General features: G+C 55.6%; 12 protein-coding genes and 3 pseudogenes. 6 read left to right on the top strand and 9 right to left on the bottom strand.

What is annotated here, in order from left to right; genetic code table 11:
- The 4 genes and pseudogenes from C3406_RS21990 to C3406_RS21975 all read left to right on the top strand — a co-directional run.
- Positions 1-136 (top strand): IS1 family transposase (locus C3406_RS21990; protein WP_000306011.1); only part of this gene is annotated, 136 nt, incomplete at its 5' end.
- Between the two features lie 17 nt (positions 137-153).
- Positions 154-1959, top strand: a pseudogene (locus tag C3406_RS21985) (CS1-pili formation C-terminal domain-containing protein); the annotation flags it as partial.
- Positions 1952-3574, top strand: a complete 1623-nt coding sequence (locus C3406_RS21980) for a fimbrial protein (protein ID WP_199182752.1) — start codon at positions 1952-1954, stop codon at positions 3572-3574. The pseudogene C3406_RS21985 and the gene C3406_RS21980, both read left to right, overlap by 8 nt.
- A gap of 25 nt (positions 3575-3599) precedes the next feature.
- The gene (locus C3406_RS21975; RefSeq protein ID WP_103825189.1) at positions 3600-4283 is read left to right on the top strand and encodes a fimbrial biogenesis chaperone; all 684 of its coding nucleotides are present in this window, start codon (positions 3600-3602) and stop codon (positions 4281-4283) included.
- Between the two features lie 78 nt (positions 4284-4361).
- On the opposite strand, the gene C3406_RS26930 is transcribed toward C3406_RS21975, so the two are convergent.
- From C3406_RS26930 to C3406_RS21960, 4 genes and pseudogenes are all read right to left on the bottom strand, one after another.
- Positions 4362-4532, bottom strand: coding sequence for a CBM96 family carbohydrate-binding protein (locus C3406_RS26930; RefSeq protein WP_476629948.1), 171 nt, complete (start codon positions 4530-4532; stop codon positions 4362-4364).
- A pseudogene (locus C3406_RS21970) lies at positions 4508-5611 on the bottom strand (DUF1996 domain-containing protein); the annotation flags it as partial. The gene C3406_RS26930 and the pseudogene C3406_RS21970, both read right to left, overlap by 25 nt.
- 244 nt (positions 5612-5855) lie before the next feature.
- Positions 5856-7040: pseudogene (locus C3406_RS21965) on the bottom strand (MFS transporter).
- An 81-nt stretch (positions 7041-7121) separates the two neighbouring features.
- Positions 7122-7382: a DUF2534 family protein gene (locus C3406_RS21960; protein ID WP_039031021.1), complete on the bottom strand. Its 261-nt coding sequence runs from the start codon at positions 7380-7382 to the stop codon at positions 7122-7124.
- A gap of 219 nt (positions 7383-7601) precedes the next feature.
- Between C3406_RS21960 and eco the strand changes: the two genes are divergently transcribed.
- Entirely contained in the window at positions 7602-8069 is a 468-nt protein-coding gene (eco, locus tag C3406_RS21955; RefSeq protein ID WP_233210587.1) for a serine protease inhibitor ecotin, read from the top strand.
- 37 nt (positions 8070-8106) lie between these two features.
- Here the strand turns inward: eco and mqo are convergent, their stop codons facing one another.
- Positions 8107-9762 carry a malate dehydrogenase (quinone) gene (gene mqo / locus C3406_RS21950; RefSeq protein ID WP_103825105.1) on the bottom strand — a complete coding sequence of 552 codons (1656 nt, stop codon included), beginning with the start codon at positions 9760-9762 and terminating at the stop codon, positions 8107-8109.
- Positions 9763-10020: 258 nt separating this feature from the next.
- Between mqo and C3406_RS21945 the strand changes: the two genes are divergently transcribed.
- A complete protein-coding gene (locus C3406_RS21945; protein ID WP_233210585.1) occupies positions 10021-11250 on the top strand; it encodes a SulP family inorganic anion transporter in 1230 nt (409 codons plus the stop codon).
- Here the strand turns inward: C3406_RS21945 and mgtE are convergent.
- The 4 genes from mgtE to ada form a co-directional block, all read right to left on the bottom strand.
- Positions 11213-12649 (bottom strand): magnesium transporter, encoded by a 1437-nt coding sequence (mgtE, locus tag C3406_RS21940; RefSeq protein WP_103825107.1) that lies wholly within the window; start codon positions 12647-12649, stop codon positions 11213-11215. The two genes, C3406_RS21945 and mgtE, sit on opposite strands and share 38 nt — an antisense overlap.
- 155 nt (positions 12650-12804) lie before the next feature.
- On the bottom strand, positions 12805-14448 hold the full coding sequence (locus tag C3406_RS21935) for a multidrug ABC transporter permease/ATP-binding protein (RefSeq protein WP_103825108.1): 1644 nt from the start codon (positions 14446-14448) through the stop codon (positions 12805-12807).
- 76 nt (positions 14449-14524) lie between these two features.
- The gene (alkB, locus tag C3406_RS21930) at positions 14525-15175 is read right to left on the bottom strand and encodes a DNA oxidative demethylase AlkB (RefSeq protein ID WP_103825109.1); all 651 of its coding nucleotides are present in this window, start codon (positions 15173-15175) and stop codon (positions 14525-14527) included.
- Positions 15175-16239, bottom strand: coding sequence for a bifunctional DNA-binding transcriptional regulator/O6-methylguanine-DNA methyltransferase Ada (gene ada / locus C3406_RS21925; protein ID WP_103825110.1), 1065 nt, complete (start codon positions 16237-16239; stop codon positions 15175-15177). The genes alkB and ada overlap by 1 nt, the downstream gene beginning before the upstream one ends.
- Positions 16240-16293: the final 54 nt, after the last annotated feature.

Below are 16293 nucleotides of genomic sequence, written 5' to 3'. Positions count from 1 at the left end.
GCGAATTGAGCGGCATAACCTGAATCTGAGGCAGCACCTGGCACGGCTGGGACGGAAGTCGCTGTCGTTCTCAAAATCGGTGGAGCTGCATGACAAAGTCATCGGGCATTATCTGAACATAAAACACTATCAATAAGTTGGAGTCATTACCGGAACCTGCAGTCGATAGCCAGCATGAGCGCGCTGAATTCCAGCCGCATTTACGGGGTTAGCCTTGGCAATAAAAGCAGCACCCGAATTGAAGATAATACCTTAACGCTGGTACCTATTACCGTGTTTTTACCTGCCGCAGGCGAGGTACATATTACGCGTAATGGTAAGCTGCTCAGCATTCAACAATTTTCAATGGGCAGCTATGAGGTTGACACCTCTAAGCTACCGTTTGGTGTCTACAATGTTGACGTATCTGTGATAGTGAACGGCAAAGAGGTTAGCTACCGAACCACGCAAATCAACAAGACGTTTGCGCGCGAATCAAGTGTTACGGGTCTTATCGACTGGCAGCTGTTTTCTGGCATGCTTAAATACAACAAGATGGATTATCGTGACCATGACAACATCGATTATGGTGAAAAAGATACTTGGGTCGCCGGCGCAGCGTTGGGAACGCGGCTACCTATATTATCCGGCGTAAATATTAAATCCACCCTTTATGGTTTTGACAACAATGGCGTCAACGAGTCGGAAATTAACGTCGAGTTTAACGATCTCTTCAGCGCCAACCAGCAACTGCTGCTGGCAACAGACAGCAGCTGGCAGAGCATCAGTACGCTGAACTTTGCTCTTCCGGGCGGTTACGGCAATATCTGGGCATCGCGCCAGTTTAGCCATATAGGCGATAAACTGCCGATGTACAAAAGTGACTATACGACTATTGGCGCCAGCACCAATCTGAACACGTTTATTCCGGGGTTAGGGAGTCTCTCCGTTAGCTACTCAAAGGATAAATACAACAATAATGATTACACTAACGTAGACTACAGCCAGTCGCTTTATAATAACCGTTGGGCCACGCTCACGATGCGCACCGGTATCCAGCGCTATTCTTATCGTGATAATGGTAACGTCAGCGATAAATATATTAACCTGGATTTAAGCTTACCGCTTTCAACCTGGTTAAGTACTGGCATGTCCAGTGAAAATGGCGCTACGCTGGCGAACGCAACGCTCCGTAAAAGTTTTGACAACAGCCCAATTACTCAGGTTGGCGCATCAGTGTCGAAGCGTATTAGCGGCGGTGACGAGAGTGATAGCAATAGCTACCAGTCTGACGATTTCGCCATCAACGGTTATGCCTCTTATGATACGAAATACAATACCGGAACCGTTTCGGCAACGCGCTCTTCAGATAATAACACCAACCTGACCCTCAACTCTCAGGGTAGCGTTGCGTGGACGAAAGAGGGTGTTAACCTCGGTAAAGGTACGGATAATTCCGGTATTATTATCAACACTAACTTCGCGAAAGAAGGTCAGATGACGGCGCAAATTAATGGCCACAATTACCCTCTCACCGGTAAAAGTAATTACATCAGCCTCCCCGCTTACGCTGAATATAAAGTTGAGCTAATGAACGACAAAAACTCTATGGATAGCGTAGAGATTGTCCGCGGGCGTCGCAGTAATGTCGTGCTGTATCCAGGTAACGTCAGCGTAATTACGCCTGAAGTCAAGCAGCTGGTCACCGTATTTGGCCGTATGAAAAACCTTAACGGCAAAGCTTTTTCCAACGTCAATATTCGTAACCACATTGGCAAAACGACAACCAATGATCAGGGCGAGTTTGCCATGGATGTAGACAAGCGCTACCCGGTCATCACGTTAATTGACCAGCAGGGTGGCGTTTGCGAAGCCGACCTTGAACTGACCAAAGCGCGTGGCGCCGTATGGATGGGTGATATTCCGTGCCATCCACAGGTTCAGTCAGCATCTAATAAAGGAGCGCAGCCTAATGTTTAACAGACAGACGTTAGCACTTATTATTTTCAGCCTTGCTATTACATTTTTAAACTCCAGGGCCGCGTACGCAGTTCATATGTATAATGAGGCAGCTGTCTCTAACTCCTATTTGTTTATTGAGAACAACGTCGATAATGAATATTTTCTGACTTCATCTTCCCTCGATCCCCGCTTTACGGGCGCAAATACCTGGACCAAGTATAAAACCAACCAGGATAGTATGGGGTATATGGGCGTCGTTGGCTGGCATGAAACCAATACCTGGGTGGATATGTGGATTGATAATTCCCCCATTAATGGTCCCTTAATGGGGATCCGCTGTCGTCTCCAGAACGGCGGGACATGCCCCTCTACAGGCTATCTCGAGGCGGGCGCCAGGGACAACAGCGGCTTTTATCACGCTCGTGCCGGTAATAGCTTATCTAATGGCTCGTATGGTTTTGCTTCATTTAGTCCAGCAGCGTATAACTACTTTAAGGATCAGCCGGTTGGAACGCAGGATAGTTTTGAGCTGAACTACTGCTACAGTGACACGGACTACGACTACGCTGCCGGCGAACGTTGTAATACCCTCAGCACTGGCTACTGGCACAAGCGTATATTTAACGCCACAAAACTGGGCCATCTCAGGCTCCAGAGCACGGGTGCCCTGGCGGAAGTCTGGATCGCCAGTGACGGCACACCGAGCGTAAACATTGGTTCTGAATATTGCCAGGTAGGAGTAGTAGGCAACGTCAGGGGGCTGATTTGTAAGATGGCCGCTTACTCCCTGCAAGAAACCCAAAAGATCAATTCGCTTAATTTTAAGATGATAATTGATAACTCGAAGCTTGGTTTTAACCCGGGCGTGGCAGACGTAAAATACAGTGGTGATGCCAGCAAATGGTATAACTTCAATACCACTACCGCTTACAGCAACGTTTTCACCACCGGTGGTGATTACGTCTATGCCTTTATCTCTGATAGCTTTTTCCAAAAAATGGTTAAGGCGGGGACAAGTATTAGTGCCAATGACAATATTTTTACTCTGAATTTTAATAACACCAATACACCCGAGTCAGGTTACTATCAATTCACGACCTCAACGACGCTGAATATCGTTCCCAAAGAGTATGGTATTAGCATTGTTTCAGCAGACGAAAAGGCGAATCCTAAACAGTCTGGCAAAATTGACAGTGATAAGCCCATTGAGTTTGAGTACCGTATTACCACATCGGCCCCGCGTCAGGCCGACAGCATTACCGTCCAGGTCGTCGGCGAGAGCGCGACCATTCAACGCATCCCGTACTGCGTGTTTACCTCTGCCGATGAAACGTTGAAGGTGCCGGTTCCGGCCTATATCTCGTTCACCAGTAATACGGGAGCCACCATTACGAAGCGAAACAGCTGCTCGGACGCGCCGATCAATATTACTCGTGCCAATTGGGTACAAACGGCGTGGAACGCCAATCTCGATGATTCATTTTATTACAGAGCAAATATTAAGCTGATCTTCCCTATGAATGACTCTCGCTCGCAATTTACGCTCTCTGGCCAGGACTGGATGGGCACCGTGAGCGCCAGCGGGGAGATCAAGGCGACGGCAACCTGGGTGGGCGTCGATCGTTCATCTTAAGCCTGGTGCGCAAAGGTCTATGTTTATGAGAAAAGCGGGTTTCACAATCCCGGCGCTATTGGCAGCGCTGCTATCCATTAACACGGCACACGCCGTCTGGTTTAGCGCGCTTATCTACGATATGCCGGCAGACAAAGATTTTGTCTCCCGGCCAATCTATAACGATACCGACCGAACAAATCTGTATAACATCAGCGCCTGGAAAATTGACAGACCTGGCAATGGCGGTGAAAAAAAAATAAGCGACCAGGACCTGGAGATCCTCTGGGCACCGCTGAAGTTTTCGCTCGCGCCCCTGCAAACAGACTATTTTAAACTCTATTATCGCGGCCCAAAGGATGATAAAGAACGTTATTTCCGGGTCGTGTTTAAGGAGATCCCGCTTCGTCTCTACCCGCTGCAGAAAACCGGCAGTAATTTAAACGTGCTGCCGGTGACCTCGATGAGTACCATACTCGTCGTTCGTCCGCGTAAAATTAAACTGGCTTATAAAGTCGATGAGCAAAAAGGCATTATCGAAAACACCGGCAATACCTTTTTCAGGGTGATTATCCAGAAAGGTTGCGAGGGCGATGATGAAAGTTCAACGCAGTTTTATATGTTGCCGGGGGAAAAGTATCAGGATAAAAGCGTAAGCGTGACGAATAGAAAATTTATCGTGGCGCAGGAGAAATACATTAAATTAGGTAATGGATGCTTCCATAATTAGCGATTGGTAAACCATAAGTCCCTCTGAACAGAAGCCGGTTAACTAACCGGCTTCTGTCTGTTATAAATCCACTCTACCTTATGTCTCCGGGGTGTGTTTATACCCCGTCAGCATCAGTATCAGGCTCTCTTTAGAAGAGGCGGGGCTGAACTGGTAGTGGTTGCCCTGACGGTCGCCACCAATGTACCAGGAGATTTCCGTCTTGCCTGCCGCCAGCGCTTTGCGCACCGCCTTATCAACATCGACCATGCGATATTCACGCTTGTTGTTGAGATACAGCAGCGCATCTGACGAGTAATTGAGGCCGGACGATTTTTCCAGGTGACAGTGGCGGGATCCCAGTCGTTGCTTGCCGGATAGAAGAAGATCTGATCCGCGCCGTTGGCCTCGACTTTTCCACCATAGATCCGCACCCGGTATTTGAACAGGGACGGATCCTGGCCCTCAGGCAGCGCAGGGATCTTAAACTTAACCAGACTCATCGTTTCGCTGTTACGGGTGCGACCGCCGTTTTTCCAGTTATCCTGAACCAGCAAAGTCTGCGCCCCAGGTACCGGGGTGCTTGGGGTCTCGCTACTCACCCAGACGTTTGCCAGCGCCTTTGAATAGCCGTAGGGGACGTTAGTGCCGCAGTCCATGCCCTGATTCATGCACATCTCGGTCATAAAGCGCGCGCCGTCTTCAGTCCAGCCATTCATAAAGTCGGCGTGGGCGGTATAGAGGCTGCCCCAGTGCTCTTCACGCACATCGCCATTCATGGTGGGATCGAGCGACAGCTGGGCTTTCGCGGTATCCAGGGAAGTGATCCCGTGCAGTACATAGGCCACGTTCATATTTACCGTCGGGATTTTCACCGGATAGCCGGACGGGCACTGCCCTTTCACATCATAGGTCGCATTCGCCATACCATGGTGCGGCTGCAGATGGATACCATCCCAGCAGTTAGGGAACTGGATCCCGATATTAAACTGCACCGCATCTTTGGCTTTTCTCAGCCCACACACTTCCCCGACTTTATTGCTGTAGCCTTTGCCGTTAGCGCATAAGAAAGTGATGCGGGAGTTAGGCTTGGTGCCGTGGTGATCGCCCGCCAGCAGCGCCAGCCCGGCCGGGAACGGACTGAGCGGGAACTGTTCGACGTTAGACGCCTGGTAATAGGTCTTTTGGTAGGCGGGTTGAACCACCGTCCCGTCCGGCAGGCGCAGCGACGGTGCCCAGTAAGCTGAGCTGTCGGCTTTGTTATCGCAGGTGGTTTCTGACTGCTTACGCAGTGATTGATAGGTCGAATGGGCGTCCGTACGGGTGTTGCCGAAAAAGTCGTGCCACATCGCCTGGTTGGTTTTGCCAAACATCATTATGGCGTCATCGCCCAGGGTATGGTTATAAGCGCAGACGACGTGCGCCTGCGGGCCTGCATGGGCATAAAGTGACGGCAGCAGCAGAGCTGACGCCATCGCGGTATAAAGTGCGGTCCTTTTCATAAGTATCTCCTGATAGAAAGGACCACATTGGTAACAAAACGGTACTCACGCTTCGAATGATTTGCGCAATATTTTTCTACTATTACGCGCTTTACAACGCCGCCGGGCGTTTGTGCAGATACCCCAGCGTCAGCAGGCAGATCATTGCCCCGGCATAAAAGGTATATTCCGCCCCCCACATTTCCCAGATGATGCCCGCCCCCAGGCTGGCAATCAGCAGCGCTACGCCGCTTATCATACTGAACAGGCCAAACGCTGTACCCCGCAGGTCGGGGGGTGCCGTCTTCGCCATCATCGCGGTCAGCAGCCCCTGAGTCATCCCCATATGGATGCCCCACAGCGCCACGCCGACAATAATCCCCATCCAGTGGGTGCTCAGCGCCAGCACGATATCGGCGGCGATCAACACCGCCAGCCCCCACTACAGCAGACGGGTATGGCTCATGGCATCGGAGAGTTTGCCAAACGGATAGGCCGAAAACGCGTAAAGCAGATTCATGGCGACCATCACCAGCGGGATCAGCGCCAGCGGAATGTCCGCCTGCTGAGCCCGCAACACCAGAAATGCCTCGCTGAAACGGGCCAGGGTGAAGACGGCGCTGAGGCCAATCACCCACCAGCAGCTGGCACCGAGGCGTTTCAGGTTCTCTTTTTTAATCGGATTGGTGCGTTTATGGGTGACGGGAGAGGCAGGTTCATGCAGGCCAAAAAAGAGCAGCGCGACGGCAAGCACGCCGGGGATGACGGCTACCCAGAAGATGGTGCGGAAATCATCGTGCCACAACAGCATCATGCCGACCGCCAGCAGCGGGCCGAGAAACGCGCCAATGGTGTCCATCGACTGACGCAGCCCGTATGCCGCCCCGCGCAGTTCCGGCGGCGTGACGTCAGCCACCAGCGCGTCGCGGGGGGCACCGCGGATCCCCTTCCCTACCCGATCAATCAGACGCGCCCCGAGGATCATCCCCGACGACGAGGCGATCGCAAATAGCGGCTTACTGGCGGCACCCAGCCCGTAGCCCAGCAGCGCCAGCCCTTTGCGTTTCCCCAGATAGTCGCTAATGGCGCCGGAGAAGACCTTGATGATCAGCGCCGTGGCTTCCGCCAGCCCTTCAATCAGGCCAATAAAGATAACGCTGGCGCCCAGGGTGGTCACCATAAAGAGCGGTAATAAGCTATGGATGATCTCCGAGGAGATATCCATCAGCATGCTGACGCCGCCAACGACCCAGACCCCTTTTGGGATCCGGCTCAGCGTGGAAAACCGGGAGGCCATGCTCCACTCCTGTTAACGGGGAAAAAATCATTTAACCCGAAACGGCACAGGAGTGAAACAGGCATTAATCGCGTTGGCGACTCAGTGTTTATCGCTCCCGCCGAGGAAAAATATACCCAGCGGGATAGCCAGCAGCACGGTAAAGACCGTGCTGTAGACCAGCACCATCGCCGATTGCAGCACATACATGCTGGTGGTCCACTCCGTCAGCGGGATGTTGTACTGCTCAACCACGCCAATGATAGTCACACGGCCTACCCCCATCACCGCGATCAGAAAAACCGTCAGCAGTGCCAGCAGAAATTTCTTCCCCGCCGGGGTGTTGAGTTTATTACGTACCATGCGTGTTTCCTTCACAGATAGATAACAATGATTGCAGCTCACCCTACCACGATCGCCCCTCCGGGGCCAATGCAGAATTTAAAACCAAATCACAAGGCACCTACCAGTTATATAAACCATTTAAAAATAAAATTAAGGTAAAAAACACCATTCATGGTAGTGTATGACCACCGTTTGACATAAAAAGGAATCACTGTGAAAAACGCCGCTAAAAGTCTCATCACTCTGCTGGCTCTGACCTGCGCCAGCGCATACGCCACCCCTGCTGACCAGCCGCTCAGTAAAACGGCCCCCTACCCGCAGGCGGAACAGGGGATGAAGCGCCAGGTTATCGACCTGCCCGCGCAGAAAGATGAAGCGAATTATAAAGTTGAGCTGCTGATCGGGCAGACGCTGGAAGTGGATTGCAACGTTCACCGCCTGGGCGGACAGTTAACCAGCAAGACGCTGGAAGGCTGGGGCTACGACTATTACGTCTTTGATAAAGTCACCTCCCCGGTCTCCACCATGATGGCCTGCCCGGATGGGAAAAAGAGCGCCAAATTTGTGACCGCGAATCTGGGTGAACACAGCCTGCTGCGCTACAACAGCAAGCTGCCGATTGTGATCTATACGCCGGACAACGTTGAGGTGAAATACCGCGTCTGGCAGGCAGATGAGAAAATCGAAAACGCCGTCGCGCGTTAATAAAAAAGCCGGGTGTGATAACCCGGCTTTTTTTGTATCAGAGCGCGATATCCGCGACCGGTTTGCTTTCCGGCTGGGAGGTCGCCTGCGCCTCAGGTTGAGGTGCCGCATCCGGTGCCTGCGGTTTTTCATACTTCAGCTGCAGCACGCGGCTGGTGTACTCCAGCTCCTGCTCGGTGGCCTCAACGTTGCCGTTCAGCGCCGTACCGTATGAAGGAATAATGGTCTTCAGCTTCGCCTGCCACTCCGGGCTGGCGACTTTGTCTTTGAACACTTTTTCCATCAGGTGCAGCATAATCGGTGCCGCAGTAGAGGCGCCCGGGGATGCTCCCAGCAGCGCGGCGACAGTGCCCTCTTTATCGCTGACCACTTCAGTACCCAGACGCAGCACGCCGCCTTTTTCTTCATCACGCTTGATGATCTGCACGCGCTGGCCCGCCTGCCACAGACGCCAGTCCGCTTTCTTCGCTTCCGGATAGTACTCTTTCAGCGCTTCAAAACGATCGTCATCGGAGAGCATCACCTGGCTAATCAGGTATTTCACCAGATCGAAGTTATCCAGACCGACATCAACCATCGGACCCACGTTTGAAGTGGTGGTGGAGCTGAGCAGATCCCACAGCGAACCGTTCTTCAGGAATTTGGTTGAGAAGGTCGCGAACGGCCCGAACAGCACCACGCGCTTACCGTCGAGAACACGTGTGTCGATATGCGGCACCGACATCGGCGGTGCGCCCACGGACGCCTGGCCATAAACCTTCGCCAGATGGCGATTCACCACGTCCGGGTTTTCCGACACCAGGAACTGGCCGCCAACCGGGAAGCCCGCGTAATTTTCCGCTTCAGGAATACCGGTCTCCTGCAGCAGCTTCAGCGCTGCGCCGCCCGCACCGATAAAGACGAACTTCGCCTTGATGACGTGCTCTTCTTCATTGTGCTTCAGATCGGCGACGGTCACGCTCCAGGAGTTGTCCGCGTTACGCTTAAAGCCGCGCACTTCGGTATTCAGCGACAGGTTGAAGTTCTCTTTTTTCTGCAGAGAGCCCACCAGCTGACGGGTGATTTCGCCGTAGTTAACGTCGGTACCGATTTCCGTACGAGTGGCCGCCACCTTCTGGTTCGGGTCGCGCCCTTCCATCACCAGCGGCGCCCATTCTTTGATCTGGGCGTGATCTTCGGAGTACTTCATGCCGCGGAACAGCGAGCTTTGCTGCAGAGCAGCATAACGTCCGCGCAGGAAGTTTACGTTGTCGTCCCCCCAGACAAAGCTCATGTGCGGGACGGTGTTAATGAAACTGTGTGGATCGTGCAGCACACCGCTGTTCACCTGGTGAGACCAGAACTGACGGGAGATCTGAAACGCTTCGTTGATCTCCACCGCTTTCTCAATGCTGATAGAGCCATCTTTCTTCTGTGGGGTGTAGTTCAGCTCCATTAACGCGGAGTGGCCAGTCCCGGCGTTGTTCCAGCCGTTAGAGCTCTCCTGCGCTACGCCGTCCAGGCGTTCAACCATGGTCATGGACCAGTCCGGCTGAAGCTCCTGCAAATAGGTTCCCAGCGTGGCGCTCATGATCCCGCCACCAATTAACAGAACGTCCGTTTCCTGCTCTTGCGATGCCTGAGCCTTCGCCGCCATGGAGACAGCACTAAGGCTTGCCGCCGCAGCCAGCAGCAGGGCAGTCATTTTTTTCATAATTAATGCCTTCGTAATACGCGTTTGTTCGCTATTTATGCAGATGAAGTCGAGTGCGGCGCCACGGTAGCAATAATTAAATATTGTTTAAAGGTTAAATAATTATTGTAATTATGATAATAAATGTCGCTGCGTTTGTAGGGATATGGCTAATCCGGTGCTGGAAAAGTGCGCCATTTCCCGCTACTATGCAGCGCTTTGTGATCGCGCGCACAGATGCCTCTGGGCTGCACTCATTCTCCTGACCTGCGAAAAACTATGTCTTCAGTACACGCTTCTCCTTCTGCGCTCTCTATCCTGCGCTCTCCATCGCTGTTTATGCGTGAAACCCTTGCCGGTGTTATCACCGCCCTGGCGTTGATTCCGGAAGTGATCTCGTTCTCCGTCGTCGCGGGGGTTGATCCGAAGGTGAGCCTGTTTGCCTCGGTGGTCCTCTGCCTGGGGCTGTCGGTCATGGGTGGTCGCCCGGCGATGGTGACGGCAGCCGCGGGCTCCGTGGCGCTGGTGATCGGGCCGATGGTCCATCAGCATGGCGCGCAATACATACTGCCGGCGGTGCTGCTGGCCGGCGTGATCCAGATCCTGTTCGGCGCGCTGGGAATGGCGCGTCTGATGCGTTTTATTCCCCAGGCAGTAATGACCGGGTTTGTTAACGCCTTGGGGATTTTAATTTTCTTTGCCCAGGTGCCGCATTTCTGGAGCAGAAGCCCGCTGATCGTCAGCCTGTTTGTGCTCACCCTGCTGATTGTGCTCTGGGCGCCCCGCTACATTAAAAGCGTGCCCTCCCCGTTGATTGCCATCGTGGTGCTGACACTCTATACCGTCACCAGCGGCCAGCTGCTGCCGACCGTGGGGGATGAAGGATCAATTGGCGGCGGACTGCCGGGGATCACCCAGATGCTGGTGCCGCTGAATCTGCAAACCCTGAGCATTATCTGGCCCTGCGCCCTGAGTATCGCCTTTGTCGGTCTGATGGAGTCGCTTCTGACCGCGAAGCTGGTGGATGAGCTGACGGCGACCCAGTCCAGCAAGCGCCGCGAAAGCATGGGGCTGGGCGTGGCCAATATTATGGCGGGCTTCTTTGGCGGGATCGCCGGTTGCGCGATGATCGGTCAGACCATTGTTAACGTCGAAATGGGCAAAGGCCGCAGCCGCGTCTCCACCTTTGCCGCCGGGCTGGTACTGCTGGTGCTGGTCACTGCCCTGAGCGAAGTGATGGCGAAAATTCCGATGGCGGTGCTGGCGGGGATCATGGCGATTGTCGCCATTAAAACCTTCAACTGGCAGAGCATTCGCCCTGCCACGGTGAAAGGCGCGCCGGTTGCGGAAACGCTGGTGATGCTGGTGACCGTCGGGGCCACCGTTTCAACCGGCAACCTGGCAATTGGTGTGGTAGGCGGGATTATCATGATGGCGATCCTCCCTGCCCGCCTGCGACGCAAACACGCCGTTACAGCAGAAACAGCGTCGCCAGCCCAAGAAAAATAAAGAAGCCGCCAGTATCGGTAATGGCGGTGATCATCACGCTCGACCCCACTGCGGGGTCGCGCCCGAGGCGGGTCATGATCATCGGGATGAGGACGCCCATCGTCGCCGCCACCAGCAGGTTCAGCACCATCGCCAGAGTCATTACCCCACCCAGCGCCATATCGCCGTACAGCCACCAGGTCACGCCCCCCATGATGCCGCCCCACACCAGGCCATTAATCAGCGCCACGCCGAGCTCACGCATGATCAGGAAGGTAAAGTTGCCCGGCTGAATATGCTGAAGCGCCAGGGCGCGCACGATCATGGTGATGGTCTGATTACCGGTATTACCGCCAATGCCCGCTACGATAGGCATCAGCGAGGCCAGCGCCACCAGCTGGGAGATGGTGTGTTCAAATCCGTCAATGACACGTGAGGCGATGAAGGCGGTGCAGAGGTTGATCGCCAGCCATGCCCAGCGGGTTTTCACCGCCTTGCTCACCGGGGCATAGACATCCTCTTCGGCACTTAACCCGCCGAGGGCGCGCATATCGTTGTCGGTCTCTTTGTAGACCACGTCGACGATCTCATCGATGGTCAGGCGCCCCAACAGCTTGCCCTCCGGGTCTACTACGCCCGCGCTGAGCAGGTTGTCACGTTCAAAGGTGCGGGCGGCTTTTTCGGCGTCATCTTCCGGGGAAAAGAGCATCGGCTGCGTTTCCATCACCTCGCTGACGAGGGTCTGGGTGCTGTTAAGCAGAATGGTCTGTAGATCAAGCTCGCCGAGCAGGGTTTTATCCCGGGAGGTCACAAACAGCTTATCGGTGTTCTTTGGCATTTTGCCCAGACGTCGCAGGTAGCGCTGGACCGCGCCCAGGGTTACGTCAGGGCGCACCGTAATGACGCTGAACTCCAGGATCGCGCCGACGCGGTCCTGCTCATAGTGCATCACCTGTTGGACCCGGGCACGGTCCTGAGGCGGCAGCGACGCCAGCAACTGTCCGGTCAGGTTGCGCGGCAGGTGCTGGACCATGTAGAGCTGATCGTCGATATCCAGGGTGCGTACCGCGTCGAGAATGGCCTGGTCGCTCATCTCGTCGATCAGATCGTCCCAGACGTTTTCGGAGGCTTCGAGCAATACCTGACCGCGCTCGTGATCCTCTACCAGTCGCCACAAAGCGTGGCGCTCTTCCGAGGGCAGCGCTTCGAGGGTGTCAGCGAGATCCGGCGGCGGTAAATGGGCTACCAGCGCCCCTACCTCAGCAATATCGTCGGCTAACGTCCCGACATCATATTGCTCAGCCAGGGTCAGTTTACCCAGCAGGGTGGAGGTGAGCGCTTTGTCGGTGGTCATCAGCCAGATCAGGCGCGCACGCTCTTCATCGCGCAGCCGTGCGCTGTTTTTGCTTAATACAGACATCAAATATCAATCCATTAAATAAGTTGGCATTAAGCATAGCGTGGGGTTGTGTAAATTTTAATAAACGGATGAGAGGAGAGGTCAAAAAAGCAGCAGGCGGGAAAAACAAGATCGCAGGCCGGGTGAGGCGAAGCCGCCACCCGGCACAGTTACGCTCAGGCGGTACGGGCCACCGCATCACGCGACGCGGCATCACGCTCGGCGCCGGTCAGTTCCGTCAGCTGGCCGCTGCGCATCTCCAGCAGGCGATCGGCATGAATAAAGTAGTGATCGTCATGGCTGATGGCAAAGATGGTTTTGCCCATCTGCTGCATCAGCGGCAGCAGCACCTGGTAGAACTCGCGGCGGAAGTGCGGGTCCTGATCCGCGGCCCACTCATCCAGCAGAATGATGTCGCGCTCTTCCGCCAGCGCCAGCAGCAGCGCCACGCGCTTCTTCTGCCCTTTTGACAGCTTGAGGTTGAGGATTTTGCCATCCTGCAGCTCCAGCTTGTGGGACATTTGCAGATGCGCCAGCCACTTCTCCACCAGCGCCGGATCGGCCTGCTTGCCTTCCGGGCCCAGCAGCTGATCGAACAGCCAGACGTCGGTAAACACCGCCGAGAAGAGCTTGCGGTAATCCTCCGGTTTTTCAGCGCTCAGCGGTTTACCGTCCAGCAGGATCTCACCCGACTGGGGCTGATACAGGCCGGTCAGCAGCATCGCCAGCGTCGATTTGCCGCTGCCGTTACCGCCAATCAGGAACAGGAGCTCGCCGCGGTTAAGGGTTAAATTCACCGGCCCGACGGAAAATGCATTGTCCTGGTACTGGAAGGTGACGTTACGCAGCTCCAGCGTCTGCCAGTTCGGGAAGGCCTCAGGACGCGGGAATTCAGGTTTGTACGGCGCGAGGGCAAACTTACGCAGCTTGTTAAAGGCAACCTGGGCGCTGAGCAGGGTCGGCAGCGCCCCGACGGCAGAGAGCAGCGGCGTGCGCAGGAACAGCAGGGTCAGCGAGTAGGTGGCGGCGACGTTAGTATCCGCCCAGCCGAGGCTGTTCGCCATCCAGAAGACCAGGCCAATCGCCCCCAGCATCATGATATTCGACCAGTTGACCGCGCTCAGGTGGAAGGTATCGGCCCGCACGATGTGGTGGCGATACTCGCGGGCATCCGGAATATAGAGGTTGTTGAAGATATGCTCGGCACGCTCACGGTTCAGGGTCAGCTCTTTGCGCCCTTCCAGCACCGTCTGATAGTCGTTATAGAGCTTATCTTCGGTTTCGCGCAGCACCGCCATGTGTTTGTAGACCCGCGACACCAGCAGGTAGCCGCCCCAGATGGTGATCGCAATCCACAGGGCGGTGATCGCCAACATTTTGGTGGAGAGCCAGGCCAGATAGGCCGCCGATCCAACGGTCAGGATGATCCCCTGTACCAGCTCCGGCAGACGCACAAAGGCGATGGTGATTGAGCGCACATCGCTGGTCAGCCCGGCCAGCAGCGAGGCGCTGCCCAGCTGCTCGACGCGTTCAACCTGAGTATCCAGAATACGCTTGATGAACTCGCTGCGCAGGCGGTAGACAAAGTGGTGACCGAGCGTCGTGAGCGCCAGCTGCGAGCCGAGCGTGACGGCCATCAGCAGGACCAGCAGACCGAGAAATTCCGGCAGCACCATCAGGGTGGTATCAACAGTTTCAATCAAACGCAGGTTGATAAAGGCGATCAGCCCAATACCCAGCGCGGCGCTGAGCAGGCTTAATGCCATCACCGCGATAAACGGCCAGCGATATTGGCGCCAGACCAGTAACAGGAGTTCCATGCAGAGCAATCCAGACAAGAAAAAACAGCCAGCAGTGTAAACTGCTCGCCGTTTACATCAAGAATAATTCTTATTTTTATTCGCTGTACGCCGCCTGACGGAAGGTCAGGTTGTAGCGATAATCGCCGGTAAGAGGATGCGTACCAGGCTTAAGGGGCTGAATGCCATGGTAAAACAGGCGGGATGGCCCGCCCCAGACCACTACGTCGCCATGCTCCAGCAGCAGGCGTTTCAGCGGATCGTTACGGCGTAAACCGCCGAACTGGAATACCGCCGGCAGGCCGAGGGAGACCGAGACAATCGGCGCCCGCAGGTCCGCTTCATCTTTATCCTGATGCAGTGAGAGCTTAGCCCCAATCGCGTAACGGTTGATAAGACAAGCGTCCGGCTGGAACTCAGGGTAGCCCGCCGCGCAGGCAGCATCGTGGCACAGGGTGGCAAACGCCTCCGGCATCGGTGGCCAGAGGGCGTCGGTAAGCGGGTCTTTTGGGGAGTAGAGATAGCCCCGCTGATTGGTGGTCCAGCCCAGCCCGCCACAGTTGGTCATTGCCACCGACATGGTGTAGCCCCCGGGGGTGACCATCTGGCGGAACGGCGAGACGGTAGCCACCTGTTCGATTGCCTGCATTAATGCAGGCGCTCCAGCCCGGGCAAAGCGGCGCAGGATCACCGCACCGGGCGCAAGCGGCTCCTGCCAGGGTTGTTCATCTGCAAAGAGATCGAGCATCACACCTCCTCTTTTTTCGCTTCCCGACGCAGCAGCGCCGCTTTGCGGGCCGTACCCCAGCGGTAGCCCGAGATCCCGCCATCGCTTCGCACCACACGATGACAAGGGATGATAACCGCCAGTTTGTTGGCAGCACAGGCCCGGGCCACTGCCCGCACCGCGCCAGGATGTCCAATGGCGTTTGCCACCTGTTGATAGCTTGCCGTTTCGCCGCCGGGAATGGCGCGCAAGGCCTGCCAGACCTGACGCTGAAAGGCGGTGCCGCGAATATCCAGCGGCAGGGCGAGCGCCACGGCGTGGTTATCCACGCTGGCGATCACCCGGGCGACGCGGGCGGCAAAGGCGGCATCTGCCTGTTCCCGCCGGGCGTGCGGAAAAAGGGTCGCCAGCTCGGCAACCAGCGTGCTGTCGTCATCGCCGGGTAAAATAGCGCAGATCCCCCGCGCGCTTTCCGCCACCAGGCAGCGCCCCAGCGTACAGTCGCTCAGGGCGTAGCGCACGGTGGTCTCTTCCCCGCCGCTGCGGTACTGCTTCGCGGTCATCCCCAGCGTGGCGTCCGCGTTGCGATAATAGCTGCTGCTGTCGGGGAAACCTGCCGCCAGCACGGAGTCAGTAATTTTATCCCCCTGCGCAAGGGCATGGCGCAGCCGTTTTGCCCGCGCCGCCTGCTGCCAGGCTTTCGGGGTCATCCCGGTGGCGGTTTTGAACAGACGATGAAGATGATACGGGCTCATCGCCACCTGCTGCGCCAGCTGCTCAAGGGTCAAAGGCTGCTCCTGCTCCAGCAACCGGCAGGCTTTTTCGATGGTGGCGACGCGCTGCGCCTGCGGGTCCTGTTGATCCGGGCGGCAGCGTTTGCAGGGACGAAACCCCGCCTGCGCCGCATGGCGGGCATCGGGGTAAAAGCGAACGTTTTCACGTAGGGCGTGGCGCGCCCGGCAGGAGGGGCGGCAGAAGATGCCGGTGGTCTGCACAGCAAACACAAACTGACCATCGGCATGGCGATCGCGGGCCAGCACCGCCAGCCAGCATTCATCATCATTATTCAGGTTCGGCTTTTTCATGATCGGCTCCTTCTGTAAGCATACTCATAGCCTGCCTGAGCGCCAGCCGACAAA

The sequence above is a fragment of the Leclercia sp. LSNIH8 genome (genome assembly GCF_002920195.1).
Lineage (GTDB): Bacteria > Pseudomonadota > Gammaproteobacteria > Enterobacterales > Enterobacteriaceae > Enterobacter.
The sequence above is the reverse complement of the archived record's forward strand: the minus strand, read 5'-3'. Positions and strand labels throughout refer to the sequence as shown.

What these genes read in the sequence shown, in the direction of transcription:
- C3406_RS21975 (WP_103825189.1), top strand. Translation starts at nt 3,600, where the DNA reads ATGAGAAAAGCGGGTTTCACAATCCCGGCGCTATTGGCAGCGCTGCTA.
- C3406_RS21960 (WP_039031021.1), bottom strand. Translation starts at nt 7,382, where the DNA reads ATGGTACGTAATAAACTCAACACCCCGGCGGGGAAGAAATTTCTGCTG.
- ada (WP_103825110.1), bottom strand. Translation starts at nt 16,239, where the DNA reads ATGAAAAAGCCGAACCTGAATAATGATGATGAATGCTGGCTGGCGGTG.
- C3406_RS21945 (WP_233210585.1), top strand. Translation starts at nt 10,021, where the DNA reads ATGTCTTCAGTACACGCTTCTCCTTCTGCGCTCTCTATCCTGCGCTCT.
- C3406_RS21980 (WP_199182752.1), top strand. Translation starts at nt 1,952, where the DNA reads ATGTTTAACAGACAGACGTTAGCACTTATTATTTTCAGCCTTGCTATT.
- C3406_RS21935 (WP_103825108.1), bottom strand. Translation starts at nt 14,448, where the DNA reads ATGGAACTCCTGTTACTGGTCTGGCGCCAATATCGCTGGCCGTTTATC.
- mgtE (WP_103825107.1), bottom strand. Translation starts at nt 12,649, where the DNA reads ATGTCTGTATTAAGCAAAAACAGCGCACGGCTGCGCGATGAAGAGCGT.
- mqo (WP_103825105.1), bottom strand. Translation starts at nt 9,762, where the DNA reads ATGAAAAAAATGACTGCCCTGCTGCTGGCTGCGGCGGCAAGCCTTAGT.
- alkB (WP_103825109.1), bottom strand. Translation starts at nt 15,175, where the DNA reads ATGCTCGATCTCTTTGCAGATGAACAACCCTGGCAGGAGCCGCTTGCG.
- C3406_RS26930 (WP_476629948.1), bottom strand. Translation starts at nt 4,532, where the DNA reads ATGGTCGATGTTGATAAGGCGGTGCGCAAAGCGCTGGCGGCAGGCAAG.